Raw genomic sequence first — 14,017 nt, 5'->3', positions numbered from 1 at the left:
CCGCTACTTCTTCAGCAGCGCTTTCAACATCGCCATGCGCTCCTTGGGGTTCATCGCGGCGGTGGCTTCGTCTTCCTGCAAGCGCACGTCGCCCAGCCCCATTTCTTCGATGAACCGCGAAGGCTCGCGCACCAGGTCTTCACGCGCGCGGCGGCGGCGCTTGCACCAGCTAAGGTTCAGGCTGCGCTGCGCACGCGTGATGCCCACGTACATCAAGCGCCGCTCTTCCTGGATGCGTGTGGCCAGGTTCTCGGCGGCGCGGGCCGGGTCGCCGACCTCGTCGTCCTTGCCCAGGTGCGGCAGCAGGCCTTCCTCGACGCCGGCCAGATACACGTGCGGATACTCCAGCCCCTTGGACGCGTGCAGGGTCGACATCTTGACCGCGTCGGGCTCGTCTTCTTCGCCGCGTTCCAGCATCGTGACCAGCGCCACGTGCTGCACCAGATCAAAGAGCGACATGTTGTCTTCTTCGGCCTTGCGCTTGAGCCAGCCGGTCAGCTCCAACACGTTCTGCCAGCGCGTTTGCGCGGGGCGTTCTTCGAACAGCTCGAACAGGTGGCGTTCGTACTGGATGGCTTCGACCAGATCATCCAGGATGACACCGGCCGGCTCGGCGGGCGCCGCGTCCTTGCCCGAGGCGGCGCCGCGACCGGCGCGCCATTGCATGCGCCGAATGAACTCGGCAAAGGTGCGCAACGGGTCCAACTGGCGTGGCGCCAACAGGCTTTCCAGCCCGGTCTCCGCCACGGCGGCCAGCAGCGACAGTTCCCGCGTGGCGGCGTACTGGCCCAGCACCTGCAACGTGGCCTGGCCGATGCCGCGCTTGGGCGTGGTGGCCGCGCGGATGAACGCGGGGTCGTCATCGTCATTGGCCAGCAGCCGCAGGTACGCCAACACATCCCGCACTTCGGCCTTGTCGAAAAAGCTCTGCCCGCCCGAGATCGTGTACGGAATCTTCAGGTTGCGCAGCGCCTGCTCCAGGATGCGCGACTGATGGTTGCTGCGATACAGGATGGCGAAATCCTTCCACTGCGCCTGGCGCTCGAAGCGCGAGGCCGACACCTTCATGGCGATGGATTCCGCTTCCTGTTCTTCGCCGTCCATGGCGGACACCAGGATGGGTTCACCCACGCCCAGGTCGGACCACAGCTTCTTTTCGAACAGCTTGGGGTTCTTTTCAATGACCGCGTTGGCCGCGGCCAGAATGCGCTGCACCGAGCGGTAGTTCTGTTCCAGCTTGATGAGCTTGATGTTCGGGTAGTCGGTGGTCAGCTTGGCCAGGTTTTCGATGGTGGCGCCGCGCCAGGCGTAGATGGCCTGATCGTCGTCGCCCACCGCCGTGAACATGGCGCGCGAGCCCGTCAGCAACTGCACCAGGCGATACTGGCACACGTTGGTGTCCTGGTATTCGTCCACCAGCAGGTAACGCACGCGATTCTGCCAACGCGTACGCACCTCTTCGTTGCTGGACAGCAGCAGCGCGGGGATACGGATCAGGTCGTCGAAGTCCACCGCCTGATACGCGGCCAGCGTGGCGGCGTAGCTGCGGTAGATGTTGGCGGCTTCCACGTCGCCCGGCGTGACGGCTTCGCGCGCCGCGTCGTCCGGCTCCAGCAAAGCGTTCTTCCACAGCGAAATGATGCCCTGCACGTGCCGCAGCCGGGCCTTGTCGGTGGTGGCCAGCAGCTCCTGGATGATCGACATGGCGTCGTCGGCGTCCAGGATGGAAAACGTGGGCTTGAGCCCGGCGTTGCGCGCTTCCTCGCGCAGCATCTTCACGCCCAGCGAGTGGAACGTGCTGATGATCAAACCCTTGGAGAGCTTGCGGTCCACCAGCGTCTTGACACGCTCGTCCATTTCGCGCGCCGCCTTGTTGGTGAAGGTCAGCGCCACCACGTTGCGGCCCATGTAGCCGCATTCACGCAGCAGATACGCGATTTTCTGAGTAATCACCCGCGTCTTGCCGCTGCCGGCGCCGGCCAGCACCAGACACGGGCCGTCCAGGTACAGCACCGCCTCGCGTTGAGCGGGGTTCATACCTTGGGCAATGGATTCGCTAGCGGACATGTTGAGCTTTAAAACGGGCGCAGGCGCCAGGCGCCTGCCGCGCCAGCGCGATAGAGGAAGAAGATCATAGAACAATCGCCTGCATGGCGCATCGGTGCCGGCCGCCTTCAGATCTCAAGCGGATCGACTTCCAGCTGCCAGCGCACGCGCGCCTCGTTGGCGATGTACGGCAGGTGGTGCGACCACGACGCCAGGAATGCTTGCAAGGCCGGCCGGCTGCTGCTTTCGACCAGCAACTGCGCGCGTTCGATGTTCGCCACGCGCACCACGCGCAGCGGCACCGGGTCATACAGCATGATGGCGTCCAGGCCGGGGAAGTCGGCCGCCCACTCGCCTTCGGGCAATACGCGGGCGCGCTCCAGAAACGCTTGGGCGACTTTGAGTTCGCGTGCCTCGGCGGTCAGCAGGGCTTGATAGACAAAGGGCGGCAAGCCGGTGCTTTCGCGTTCGTGCAAGGCGTGGCGCGCAAAGCCCGCGTAGTCGTGGCGCAACAGCGCCTGGTACACGGGCTGCTCGGGGTAACCGGTCTGGATCAGCACTTCGCCGTTGCCCTGATGGCGGCCCGCGCGGCCGGCCACCTGCATCAGCTGGGCGAACAGGCGTTCGGGCGCGCGAAAATCGTGCGCGAACAGCATCGAGTCGGAATTAAGCACCCCCACCAGCCCCAGCCGCGCGAAATCGTGGCCCTTGGCCACCATCTGCGTGCCGACCAGAATGTCGACCTCGCCCGCGTGCACGGACGCGAACAAGGCCTCGGCACTGCCCTTCTTGCGCGTGCTGTCGGCGTCGATACGCAGGATGCGCGCCTCGGGAAACAGTTCAGCCAGATGCTCTTCAACGCGCTGGGTACCCCGGCCCATGGGCGCCAGATCCTGGTCGCCGCATTCCGGGCACGCGCGCGGCACCGGAGCCTGGTAGCCGCAATGGTGGCACTGCAAGCGATGGCCGCGTCCGTCCGTGCGATGCAGCACGGTAAACGCGGTGCAGCGCGGGCAATTGCTGACCCACGCGCACGACTGGCAATGCAGCACGGGGGAATAGCCGCGCCGGTTCAGGAAGATCAGCGACTGTTCCTTGCGTTCCAGCCGCTGTCCGATGGCATCGAGCAGTTGCGGCGACATGCCGTGCTTCATTTGCAACCGGCGCGTGTCCACCAACCGCATGGACGGCAGCGTGCTGGAACGCGCGCGCCCGGGCAGCGTCAGGCGCAGGTAGCGGCCGCGCTCGGCGTGCTGCCACGTTTCCAGGGACGGGGTGGCAGAGCCCAGCACCACCGGGATGTCCAGATCGTGCGCGCGCCATACGGCGAGGTCACGCGCCGAATAGCGCAGGCCGTCCTGCTGCTTGTAGGACGCGTCGTGTTCCTCGTCCACCACGATCAGACCAAGCTTGCCAAGCGGCGCGAAGATCGACATGCGCGTGCCAAGCAGCATGCGCGCTTCGCCTCGCTGGGCGCGCGCCCAGGCCTGCAAGCGTTCGCCGTCGGACAGCCCGCTGTGCATCACCGCCAGCCCGTCCGTCCCGACCACCGCTTCCAGCCGCGCACGCAGCGCCCCTTCCAACTGGGGCGTGAGGTTGATTTCGGGCACCATCAGCAGCACCTGGCGGCCCTGGGCCAGCACCTGTTCGGCGGCGCGCAGGTAGACCTCGGTCTTGCCGCTGCCCGTCACGCCATGCAGCAGCACGGGTTTGAAAGACGTCAGTGCGCCGATGGCGTCCACGGCGGCAAGCTGCGCGTCATTCAATTCGGGGGGCTGGTCGGCCTTGGCCGGCGTGCGCACCGGTTTGCGCTTGCGGTTGTCCAGACGGGTCACGGGGCCACCGGCCGAGCGCTTGCCTTGATACGCCGTGGGCTTGCGCAGCGGCGGCGGCAAGGTCGGCAACATGACCTCGCCCAGCGGCCGCTGGTAGTAGTCCGCCGCAAAGCGCGCCAGCCGCAGCCAGTCCTCGTCAAAGGGGGGCAGGTCGTCCAGCACCTGTTCAATCGGGCGGATCTGCTTGGGGTCGTAGGACGGCTCGGCCGGGTTGTCCACCACCACCCCGATCATCTTGCGCCGGCCAAACGGCACGATCACCCGCAAGCCCACAGCGACGGGCGCATCACTGCGGTAGTCGAACGGGCCGGGCAACGGCACATCCAGCGCCACGCGCACCCAGCAAACGGCTTCGGCGGGCGGGCTTGGCAGCAAATCAGACATGGAGGCGGGTGGGCGTCACGGAGAAGGATTAATCCAAAGGGATGAGGGCCAACGGTGGAGGCGGAGTGCGGGCAATGGTGGCCCGGATGCGCCAAGCGACTCCATGGGCGCCTGTGGATAACTTTGGGGAAAAGGCTGGGGCAACATCAACTTTCGGAATAAGCCTGGATTGCCCGGTCGGGAGCAATCCAGTGGAAAACTCGCTTTTTCCTTTTAAAATCAACAATCTATGCAATGTTCCAAGATTGTAAACTAGCTTCTAAAGGGTTTTCCCCAAGCAAATTCCTGCTGTGCACAAGTCCTTGCCGGGGCCCTCGAACTTCGGCCCTTGGGACCGAAGCGTCCACTCACTTACCCGCGCAGCGAGCGGCTATGTTGGTGGACTTCTTCAACCAGTTCGGCTACGGCTTCGGGCGGAGTAAAGCGCGAAATCCCGTGTCCCAGGTTGAACACGTGGCCGCCCTTGCCCACCGGGCCGAAGGCGTCCAGCACCCGGCGCGCTTCAGCGCGAATGGCGGGGCCGCCGCCAAACAGCGCCATCGGGTCCAGGTTGCCCTGGAAGGCCACGGAATCCCCGGTGCGGCGGCGCGCCGCGGCCAGGTCGACGGTCCAGTCCAGCCCCACCGCATCGCAGCCACACGCTGCGATCTGCTCAAGCCATTGGCCACCGCCCTTGGTGAACACGATGACCGGCACGCGCCGACCTTCGTGTTCGCGGGTCAGGCCGTCGACGACGCGCTTGGTATAGGCCAGCGAAAACTGCTGGAACAGGCCGTCCGCCAGCACACCGCCCCAGCTGTCGAACAACATGACGGCTTGCGCGCCCGCGGCGATCTGCGCGTTCAGGTATTGCAGCGTGGCCTCGGCGTTGATCTCCAGGATGCGGTGCAGCAGATCGGGCCGCGAATACAGCATCGTCTTGATCAGGCGGTAGTCGTCGCTGCCCTTGCCCTCGACCATATAACAGGCAATGGTGAACGGGCTGCCCGCAAAGCCGATCAACGGCACCTTGCCGTCCAGCTCGCGGCGGATCACGCTGACCGCGTCAAACACGTAGCGCAGCTTGTCCATGTCGGGCACCGCCAGGCGGGCCACGTCCTGCTCGTCGCGCACCGGGTGCGCAAAGCGCGGGCCTTCGCCTTCCGCGAAATCCAGGCCCAGGCCCATGGCGTGCGGCACGGTCAGGATGTCGGAGAACAGGATGGCCGCGTCCAGGTCAAAGCGCGCAAGCGGCTGTAACGTGACTTCCATGGCGTAGTCCGGGTTCTGAGCCAGGCCCATGAAAGAGCCTGCGCGAGCCCGCGTGGCGCGGTACTCGGGCAGGTAGCGACCCGCCTGGCGCATCAGCCAGATCGGGGTATAGGGCACGGGCTCGCGCAAAAGCGAGCGCAAGAACACATCGTTCTTCAAGCTGGAAGCAGACACGACTATCCTCGTTGATCGGAAGCCGTGATTTTACTTCCCTTGGGCGGCAAGTAGCGGCAAGCCCGCACACGGTGCTTGCCAAGGCGCAAAAGGAGGCATCGGCGCGCCGCTCAGCCACGCAGGCTGCGCAACTGCGCCGCCTGGCGAAACGGGGCGGCGTCGATGCCGTGCTTGCGCATCAGCGCCCAGAAGGCCCGCCGATGCTTGGCGGATGCCCGCGCCGCCTGCGCCACATTACCGCCGTGGCGCGACAGCGCATGGTGGATGTAATCGCGCTCGAACCCGGCCACCACTCGCGACTTCGCCAGGCGAAACGCTTCGTGCGCGGGTAGCCGCCGGGGGTCGCGCAGGTTGGCCAGACCCTGTTCCAGCACGTCGGGCGCCACGCGCGGCCGCGGCGCATGCGGCGGCACGCCCGCGCCGTCACCGCGCGCCTGATAGTAGGCGGCAGGTTCCTGCACCTCGGCCGCGCCTCGCTGCGACCAAGGCGGCGGCCGGCCGGCCACCGGTCGGCGCAGGCGGCCCAGCCGCACCCGCATGCTTTCCAAGCAGGCAGGCTGCGCCATGAAGTCGGTGGCGCCCAGGCCCAGCAAGTCTTCGATGGCGGGCGCCTTCATATCGTCCATCAGCAGCAGCAATGGCGTCGTCAGGTTCGCGCCAGCCATCGACAGCGCCGTGCGCGCCCACGCCACCGACGAGGGGGCCACCGGCAGGACGCAGCTGTCGTAGCGGCGCAAAGACACCGCCATGCGCGCCAGCACCTGGACGTCCGGCGTCCCGTCGCACGGCAGCGCCGTGATGCACCCCGCAGCGGTTTGCGTGGCGTTTGTGCGCGCGGCGGCAGGCGTGGCATCCATCGGCACCAGATGCAGGCGTATGCGGGGCAAGCCGCTTTGATGACGCGCCACCCAGTCCCGCATGGCGGCCTCGTGGCCGGGCGCCAGCAGCACCCCGCAATCCAGCACTTGTCGCACCGCTTTCCCCTTGGCTTGTCAGGCAAAGTTGAAGGCTACTGTTGCGGATGCGGCCCAGCTATTCGTATCGAACGCATTGCGGTCGCCCCGTCGGCGCCATTGCGGCCAGCCGCTGCCAGCCGGTGCCAGCCGCGGCGGGCATGAAAAAAGCGGCCAAGGGCCGCTTTTTTCGATCCGGGCGAACCCGGCGTGTACTGCTTTGCCGCTTAGTGCGAACGACCGCCTTGGCGCAGCTTGCGCGCCGCGATGGCTTGCGCAGCCAGCATGGCGAGTTCAGCTTCGACAACTGCGATGTCAGCCTTGTCCTTGGCGTTCGCCAGGGCCTCTTCGGCCTTCTTGCGAGCTTCCACGGCGCGGGCTTCGTCCAGGTCGGAAGCACGGATAGCGGTGTCGGCCAAAACCGTCACGCTGCCCGGCTGCACTTCCAGAATGCCCCCGGCGACGAAGATGTTTTCCTCGCCTTGGTCGGCACGAACGATCTTGACCGTACCGGGGCGTATGCGCGAAATCAGCGGGGTGTGGCCGGGCAAGATGCCCAGTTCACCCGCCTCGCCAGGCAGCACCACGAACTTCGCCTCACCGGAGAAGATCGCTTCCTCTGCGCTGACGACATCCACATGCAGGGTAGCCATATCGGTTCCTTATTGCAGTTTCTTGGCCTTCTCGAAGGCCTCGTCGATCGAACCGACCATGTAGAAGGCCTGTTCCGGCAGGGCATCGCACTCGCCGTTCACGATCATCTTGAAACCACGGATGGTTTCGGCCAGCGGGACGTACTTGCCGGGCGAGCCGGTAAACACTTCAGCCACGTGGAACGGCTGCGACAGGAAGCGCTGGATCTTACGCGCGCGGGCCACGGCCTGCTTGTCTTCCGGCGACAGTTCGTCCATGCCCAGAATCGCGATGATGTCGCGCAGTTCCTTGTAGCGTTGCAGCGTTTGCTGCACGCCACGCGCAACGGCGTAGTGCTCTTCGCCGACGACTTGCGGGTCGAGCTGGCGGCTGGACGAATCCAGCGGGTCCACGGCCGGGTAGATACCCAGCGAAGCGATGTCACGCGACAGCACGACGGTGGAGTCCAAATGCTGGAAGGTCGTGGCAGGCGACGGATCGGTCAAGTCATCCGCAGGGACGTACACGGCCTGGATGGACGTGATCGAGCCCGTCTTGGTCGACGTGATGCGCTCTTGCAGCTTGCCCATTTCTTCAGCCAGCGTGGGCTGGTAGCCCACGGCCGACGGCATACGGCCCAGCAGTGCGGACACTTCGGTACCGGCCAACGTGTAGCGGTAGATGTTGTCCACGAAGAACAGGATGTCGCGGCCTTCGTCACGGAACTTCTCGGCCATCGTCAGGCCGGTCAGCGCCACGCGCAGACGGTTGCCCGGGGGTTCGTTCATCTGACCGAACACCATGGCGACCTTGTCCAGAACGTTCGACTCTTCCATTTCGTGGTAGAAGTCGTTGCCTTCGCGGGTACGCTCACCCACGCCGGCAAACACCGACAAACCGCTGTGCTGCTTGGCGATGTTGTTGATGAGTTCCATCATGTTCACGGTCTTGCCCACGCCGGCGCCGCCGAACAGGCCGACCTTGCCGCCCTTTGCGAACGGGCAGACCAAGTCAATAACCTTGATGCCGGTTTCCAGCAGTTCCACCGACGGCGACAGTTCGTCGAAACGGGGAGCCGCTTGGTGAATGCCACGCTTTTCTTCGTGCTGGATCGGGCCGGCTTCGTCGATGGGACGACCCAGCACGTCCATGATGCGGCCCAGCGTGCCGGTGCCGACCGGCACCGAGATCGGAGCGCCCGTGCCCGTGACCTTCATGCCGCGACGCAGACCGTCGCTGGAGCCCAGCGCAATGGTACGCACCACGCCGTCGCCCAGCTGTTGCTGCACTTCCAGCGTCAGGCCCTTTTCAGCGAACGACGAAGACTCGTCGTCAGCCAGGGTAAGCGCTTCATAGATCTTGGGCATGTGATCGCGGGGGAACTGAATATCCACCACGGCGCCGATGCACTGAACGATGGTTCCGTTGCTCATGTCGATTCCTTGCTTGATAGCTTTAGACGGGAGCTGCCTGCCTTAAACGGCGGCAGCGCCCCCTACGATTTCCGAAATTTCTTTGGTGATCGCGGCCTGGCGGGTCTTGTTGTAGACCAGTTGCAGCTCTCCGATGACCTTCTTGGCGTTGTCCGACGCCGCCTTCATGGCGACCATCCGGGCCGACTGCTCCGAAGCCATGTTCTCGGCCACGGCTTGATACAGCAGGCCTTCAACGTAACGCTGCAGCAGGTCGTCGATCACGCTACGGGCGTCGGGTTCGTAGATGTAATCCCAGCTGTAGTCCGACTTCACTTCCGACGTCTTGGCCAGGCTTTCGGCACCCGATTGGTACGGATCATCCAAACCACTGGCCAACGGCAGCAGGCGCAGGAACAGGGGCTCCTGCTTCATCGTGTTGACGAAGCGGGTCGAAGCCACGTACAGCGCGTCGATGCGGCCGTCCAGGTAGGCGTCCAGCTGCACCTTGATCGCGCCCAGCAGGCGGTCCAGTTGCGGCTTGTCGCCCAGTTGCACTTCCTGGGAAACCAGTTTGGCGCCGATACGGGTCAGCACACCCACGCCCTTGTTGCCGAAAGCGGTCGCTTGCACGGCGATGCCGTTTTTCTCGAACTCTTTCAGCTTGCCCAACGTCACGCGAGTGATGTTGGTGTTCAAGCCGCCGCACAAACCCTTGTCAGTCGTCACCATGACCACGCCGACCGCTTTGATTTCGCGTTCGACCAGGTACGGGTGGCTGTACTCAGGGTTGGCTTGCATCAGGTGCGCAGCAATCTCGCGCACCTTGGTGGCGTACGGACGACCAGCACGCATCCGTTCCTGCGCCTTGCGCATTTTGGATGCGGCGACCATTTCCATCGCCTTGGTGATCTTGCGCGTGTTTTGCACGCTCTTGATCTTGGTTCGGATTTCCTTAATTCCGGGCATTGCGCTTTCCTGTGAAGACTGGCCGATGGGTTCCGCTCACGCCTCAACCATCCGGTAAGGACGGGTGAGGCGTTGCAGACGCCTAACCCATCACTTTCTTAAAAAGCACCGTGCTTCTTGAATTCCTGAACGGCGGTGGCCAGTTCGGCCTCGTCGTCCTTGGACAGTTCCTTGGTGTCTTCGATGCGCTGGATCATGGCCGCATGCTTGGCCTTCAACTGATCCTTCAGCGACTTCTCGAACGACAGCACTTGGGCCACGTCCACGTCATCCAGGTAGCCGTTGTTGACCGCGTACAGCGTGACGGCCAGTTCCCACACTTGCAGCGGCTGGTATTGCGGCTGCTTGAGCAGTTCGACCACGCGCTTGCCGCGTTCCAGCTGGCGACGGGTGGCGTCGTCCAGGTCGGAGGCGAATTGCGCGAAGGCGGCCAGTTCACGGTACTGCGCCAAGTCGGTACGGATACCGCCGGACAGCTTCTTGACGACCTTGGTCTGAGCAGCGCCACCCACACGCGACACCGAGATACCGGCGTTGATAGCGGGGCGGACACCGGCGTTGAACAGGTCGGTTTCCAGGAAGATCTGGCCGTCGGTGATCGAGATCACGTTGGTCGGAACGAAGGCGGACACGTCACCCGCTTGCGTTTCGATGATCGGCAGTGCGGTCAGCGAACCGGTCTTGCCCTTGACGGCGCCGTTGGTGAACTTTTCGACGTAGTCTTCGTTCACGCGGGCAGCACGTTCCAGCAGACGCGAGTGCAGGTAGAACACGTCGCCCGGGTAAGCTTCGCGGCCCGGCGGACGGCGCAGCAGCAGCGACACCTGGCGGTAGGCCCAGGCTTGCTTGGTCAGATCGTCATAAACGATCAGGGCGTCTTCGCCACGATCGCGGAAGTATTCGCCCATGGTGCAACCGGCGTAGGCGGCCAGGTATTGCATGGCGGCCGAGTCCGAAGCCGAAGCGGCCACGACGATGGTGTATTCCATCGCGCCGTGCTCTTCCAGCTTGCGCACCACGTTGTTGATCGTGGAAGCCTTCTGGCCGATAGCGACGTACACGCAGGTGACGCCCTTGCCCTTCTGGCTGATGATCGTGTCGACGGCGACAGCGGTCTTGCCGGTTTGGCGGTCGCCAATGATCAGCTCGCGCTGGCCACGGCCGATCGGCACCATCGAGTCGATAGCCTTGACGCCGGTTTGCAGCGGCTGCGACACCGAGCGGCGGGCGATAACGCCAGGCGCCACTTTTTCAATGATGTCGGTTTCTTTGGCGTTGACCGGGCCCTTGCCGTCGATCGGCTCGCCCAGCGTGTTGACCACGCGGCCTTTCAGTTCCGGACCGACCGGGACTTCCAGAATGCGGCCGGTCGTCTTGACCTGGTCGCCTTCGGAGATGCCGGTGTAGTCGCCCAGAATAACGGCGCCGACGGAATCGCGCTCGAGGTTGAGCGCCAGACCGAAAACATTGTTGGGAAATTCGAGCATTTCGCCCTGCATCACGTCGGACAAGCCGTGGATGCGGGTAATACCGTCGGTCACGGACACGACGGTGCCCTGAGTACGGACATCAGCCGAAGCGCCCAGGCCCTCGATGCGGCTCTTGAGCAGTTCGCTGATCTCGGAGGGATTGAGTTGCATATTGACTCCTGGAATCCTGTTAGTTGCCTTAAGCGGCGAGCTGATCGCGCATGCGGACCAATTGAGCTTGTACGGAAGTATCGAGCACTTGGTCGCCGACAGCCACGCGCACGCCGCCGATCAACGACTGGTCGACGGTGACGTTGGGCTTGAGCTTGAGGCCGAATTTTTGTTCAAGGGCGGCAACCAGGTCTTTGACCTGGGCGTCGCTCAGCTCGAACGCGCTGGTGATTTCCGCCTGCGCCGTGCCCTCGTGACGATTGCGCAGCACCACGAATTGCGAGGCGATGTCGGGCAGCAGCAGCAGCCGGTCGTTTTCAACCAGCAACTCGATGAAATTACGGGCGGCCTGCGGCAATTCGGCCTTGATCAGGCCGGAGAACAGCTCGACGCGCTGCTTATCGCCCAGACGCGGGTCGGCCATGGCCTCGCGCACGTCGGGGTTGGAGGCGACCTGCGACATTTCGCTGACCAGGTCGGCCCAAGCCGGCAAGCCGGCCTTGTCGTCGCGCGCTGCGCTGAAGAGCGCTTCAGCGTAGGGCCGGGCAACAGTGGAAAGTTCAGCCATGACGGTCCCGGATTAAAGCTGCGCGCGAAGCTGGTTGAGCAGCTCGGCGTGGGCGCGGGCGTCAACCTCGCGCTTGAGGATCTGTTCAGCACCCTTGACAGCCAACGCGGCAACATCGTCGCGCAGCGAGTCACGAGCGCGCTGGACTTCCTGCGCGGCATCCTGAGCAGCCTGAGCCACGATACGGGCGCGTTCAGCTTCCGCTTCACGGCGGGCTTGCTCGATCAGGGAGGCGGCTTGCTTCTCGGCCTCGATGATGCGGGCGTGGTTTTCGGACTTGGCAGAAGCCTCGATCAGACTGACGCGCGCCTGGGCTTGAGCCAAGTCGGCTTTGCCCTTCTCGGCGGCGGCAAGGCCGTCGGCGATTTTTTGGCGGCGCTCGTCCATCGCCTTCGTCAGAGGAGGCCACACGAATTTCATCGTGAACCAGCCCAGAACGAAGAACACGAGCATCTGGAAAATGATCGTCGCGTTCAGATTCACGGTCGTTCCTTTAACACCTTGCGGCTCCGACCGCACCCGGAAAGGGGCGTCACGGAGCACTCGATACTTTGCTGGCCGGCGACGGGGCTGTTGCCCACATCGCCGCCAACGTCATGACCCGCCTATTCGCCGGCGGGCGCTGCCTTAACCGACGAACGGGTTGGCGAAGGCGAACAGCATGGCAATACCCACGCCGATCAGGAATGCCGCGTCGATCAGGCCGGCCAGCAGAAACATCTTCGTTTGCAGAGCGTTCATCAGCTCAGGCTGACGAGCCGAAGCTTCCAGATACTTGCCGCCCATCAATGCGATGCCGATGCAAGCGCCGATAGCACCCAAACCGATGATGAGACCGCAAGCGAGGGCAACGAAAGCGACGTTGGTCATGACAACTCCTTGGTTAGAAATCTGAAGTCAAAAATTGAAAAATAAGGGGTACAGCTCAATGCAAGATAATCTTGCTATCCCACGCTGGCCGGGTGGCCAGCGCAGGAAATTCGGGGGATCAGTGGCCTTCGTGTGCCTGGCCGAGATACACCAGCGTCAGCATCATGAAGATGAAGGCCTGCAGAAGAACGATCAGGATGTGGAAGATCGCCCAGATGGAGCCGGCCAGGATGTGGCCGATTCCCAAGCCGATGCTGGCGCCGTTAAAGCCGGTCCAGGCGCCGCCCAGCAGGGCGATCAGCATGAAAATCAGTTCGCCGGCGAACATGTTGCCGAACAACCGCATGCCCAGCGACACGGACTTGGCGGCGTATTCGATCAGGTTCAGCAGCAGGTTGAACGGGGCCAGCACAACGGCGCCCAGGCCATGCGCATGGAACGGCGCGGTGAACAGTTCTTTGACGAAGCCGCCCGGGTGCTTGATCTTGATGCCGTAATAGAACATCAGCAGCAGCACGCCCAGCGACATGCCCATCGGCACGTTCAAGTCGGCCGTCGGCAGAATGCGGTGGTAGTAGAGGGGGTCGCCGTGATGCGCACCCAGGCCGGTCAGGCGCCAGATGGAGGGCAACAGATCAACCGGCAGCAAGTCCAGCGCGTTCATCAGGATGATCCAGAGGAACACGGTGAGCGCCAGCGGGGCGATGAAAAGACGGCTTTTGGCGTTGTGGACGATGCCCTTGGCCTGGTCGTCGACCATGTCGACGATCATTTCCACGAAAGCCTGGAAGCGGGTCGGCACGCCACTGGTGGCGCGGCGAGCAGCGCGCCACAGAAAGAAAATGACGATCAGACCCATCAGGCCGGACCAGAACAACGAGTCGTAATTGATGACGTCGAACTGAGCAATTGCGCTCTGTTTTTCACCGGTATTGTTCAGATGCACCAGGTGATGCTGAATATACGCGGACTGAGGCGACACGTCGCTGGCAGCAGCCATTTGAATCCTACCCTATTTGCTGTATGCCCGAACCCTTGCGAGCCGGACGATTCCACGATCACGTTTGCCGCTACTTACTGCTCGGCGCTAAGACAACTTGCGGAACATCAAGAGCAGGAGGTAGCCCTTCAATGTGAGTATCAAACCCAGCAATGCGGCAGGCCAAACCAGACTGTCCTGTGCCACACGCGAAAGCATCCACAACAACAATGCCGTTGCGAATAACTTGATCAACTCACCAGAGAGAAAGGTAAAAGGGTTGGCGCGACCAGCCCGAACGCT

Annotated in this window: 12 protein-coding genes and 1 pseudogene; all 13 read right to left on the bottom strand. The window is 63.6% G+C overall.

Annotation, left to right across the window (positions count from 1 at the left end; genetic code table 11):
* Positions 1 to 3: 3 nt before the first annotated feature.
* Positions 4 to 2,067, bottom strand: a complete 2,064-nt coding sequence (locus YH64_RS22555; RefSeq protein ID WP_046806625.1) for a UvrD-helicase domain-containing protein — start codon at positions 2,065 to 2,067, stop codon at positions 4 to 6.
* A gap of 107 nt (positions 2,068 to 2,174) precedes the next feature.
* Positions 2,175 to 4,265: a primosomal protein N' gene (locus YH64_RS22550; protein WP_046806626.1), complete on the bottom strand. Its 2,091-nt coding sequence runs from the start codon at positions 4,263 to 4,265 to the stop codon at positions 2,175 to 2,177.
* Between the two features lie 351 nt (positions 4,266 to 4,616).
* Positions 4,617 to 5,690, bottom strand: coding sequence for a uroporphyrinogen decarboxylase (gene hemE, locus YH64_RS22545; RefSeq protein WP_046806627.1), 1,074 nt, complete (start codon positions 5,688 to 5,690; stop codon positions 4,617 to 4,619).
* Between the two features lie 110 nt (positions 5,691 to 5,800).
* Positions 5,801 to 6,664, bottom strand: a complete 864-nt coding sequence (locus tag YH64_RS22540; protein WP_046806628.1) for a helix-turn-helix domain-containing protein — start codon at positions 6,662 to 6,664, stop codon at positions 5,801 to 5,803.
* A gap of 206 nt (positions 6,665 to 6,870) precedes the next feature.
* Positions 6,871 to 7,296, bottom strand: coding sequence for a F0F1 ATP synthase subunit epsilon (locus YH64_RS22535; protein WP_006217064.1), 426 nt, complete (start codon positions 7,294 to 7,296; stop codon positions 6,871 to 6,873).
* 9 nt (positions 7,297 to 7,305) lie between these two features.
* Positions 7,306 to 8,709 carry a F0F1 ATP synthase subunit beta gene (gene atpD / locus YH64_RS22530; protein WP_046806629.1) on the bottom strand — a complete coding sequence of 468 codons (1,404 nt, stop codon included), beginning with the start codon at positions 8,707 to 8,709 and terminating at the stop codon, positions 7,306 to 7,308.
* A 42-nt stretch (positions 8,710 to 8,751) separates the two neighbouring features.
* Positions 8,752 to 9,657: a F0F1 ATP synthase subunit gamma gene (gene atpG, locus YH64_RS22525; protein WP_046806630.1), complete on the bottom strand. Its 906-nt coding sequence runs from the start codon at positions 9,655 to 9,657 to the stop codon at positions 8,752 to 8,754.
* Between the two features lie 98 nt (positions 9,658 to 9,755).
* On the bottom strand, positions 9,756 to 11,297 hold the full coding sequence (gene atpA, locus YH64_RS22520; RefSeq protein WP_046806631.1) for a F0F1 ATP synthase subunit alpha: 1,542 nt from the start codon (positions 11,295 to 11,297) through the stop codon (positions 9,756 to 9,758).
* Positions 11,298 to 11,325: 28 nt separating this feature from the next.
* Entirely contained in the window at positions 11,326 to 11,865 is a 540-nt protein-coding gene (locus YH64_RS22515) for a F0F1 ATP synthase subunit delta (protein WP_046806632.1), read from the bottom strand.
* A gap of 12 nt (positions 11,866 to 11,877) precedes the next feature.
* Positions 11,878 to 12,348, bottom strand: coding sequence for a F0F1 ATP synthase subunit B (locus YH64_RS22510; RefSeq protein WP_006227275.1), 471 nt, complete (start codon positions 12,346 to 12,348; stop codon positions 11,878 to 11,880).
* 144 nt (positions 12,349 to 12,492) lie between these two features.
* On the bottom strand, positions 12,493 to 12,735 hold the full coding sequence (atpE, locus tag YH64_RS22505; protein WP_003815363.1) for a F0F1 ATP synthase subunit C: 243 nt from the start codon (positions 12,733 to 12,735) through the stop codon (positions 12,493 to 12,495).
* A 118-nt stretch (positions 12,736 to 12,853) separates the two neighbouring features.
* Positions 12,854 to 13,735, bottom strand: coding sequence for a F0F1 ATP synthase subunit A (gene atpB / locus YH64_RS22500; RefSeq protein ID WP_046806633.1), 882 nt, complete (start codon positions 13,733 to 13,735; stop codon positions 12,854 to 12,856).
* An 87-nt stretch (positions 13,736 to 13,822) separates the two neighbouring features.
* Positions 13,823 to 14,017 (bottom strand): annotated as a pseudogene (locus tag YH64_RS30410) (ATP synthase subunit I); the annotation flags it as partial.

The sequence above is a fragment of the Achromobacter sp. LC458 genome (assembly GCF_001005835.2).
Classification (GTDB): domain Bacteria; phylum Pseudomonadota; class Gammaproteobacteria; order Burkholderiales; family Burkholderiaceae_B; genus Achromobacter; species Achromobacter spanius_B.
The sequence above is the reverse complement of the archived record's forward strand: the minus strand, read 5'-3'. Positions and strand labels throughout refer to the sequence as shown.

What these genes read in the sequence shown, in the direction of transcription:
- atpE (WP_003815363.1), bottom strand. Translation starts at nt 12,735, where the DNA reads ATGACCAACGTCGCTTTCGTTGCCCTCGCTTGCGGTCTCATCATCGGT.
- atpG (WP_046806630.1), bottom strand. Translation starts at nt 9,657, where the DNA reads ATGCCCGGAATTAAGGAAATCCGAACCAAGATCAAGAGCGTGCAAAAC.
- atpB (WP_046806633.1), bottom strand. Translation starts at nt 13,735, where the DNA reads ATGGCTGCTGCCAGCGACGTGTCGCCTCAGTCCGCGTATATTCAGCAT.
- atpD (WP_046806629.1), bottom strand. Translation starts at nt 8,709, where the DNA reads ATGAGCAACGGAACCATCGTTCAGTGCATCGGCGCCGTGGTGGATATT.
- YH64_RS22535 (WP_006217064.1), bottom strand. Translation starts at nt 7,296, where the DNA reads ATGGCTACCCTGCATGTGGATGTCGTCAGCGCAGAGGAAGCGATCTTC.
- YH64_RS22550 (WP_046806626.1), bottom strand. Translation starts at nt 4,265, where the DNA reads ATGTCTGATTTGCTGCCAAGCCCGCCCGCCGAAGCCGTTTGCTGGGTG.
- YH64_RS22555 (WP_046806625.1), bottom strand. Translation starts at nt 2,067, where the DNA reads ATGTCCGCTAGCGAATCCATTGCCCAAGGTATGAACCCCGCTCAACGC.
- YH64_RS22515 (WP_046806632.1), bottom strand. Translation starts at nt 11,865, where the DNA reads ATGGCTGAACTTTCCACTGTTGCCCGGCCCTACGCTGAAGCGCTCTTC.
- atpA (WP_046806631.1), bottom strand. Translation starts at nt 11,297, where the DNA reads ATGCAACTCAATCCCTCCGAGATCAGCGAACTGCTCAAGAGCCGCATC.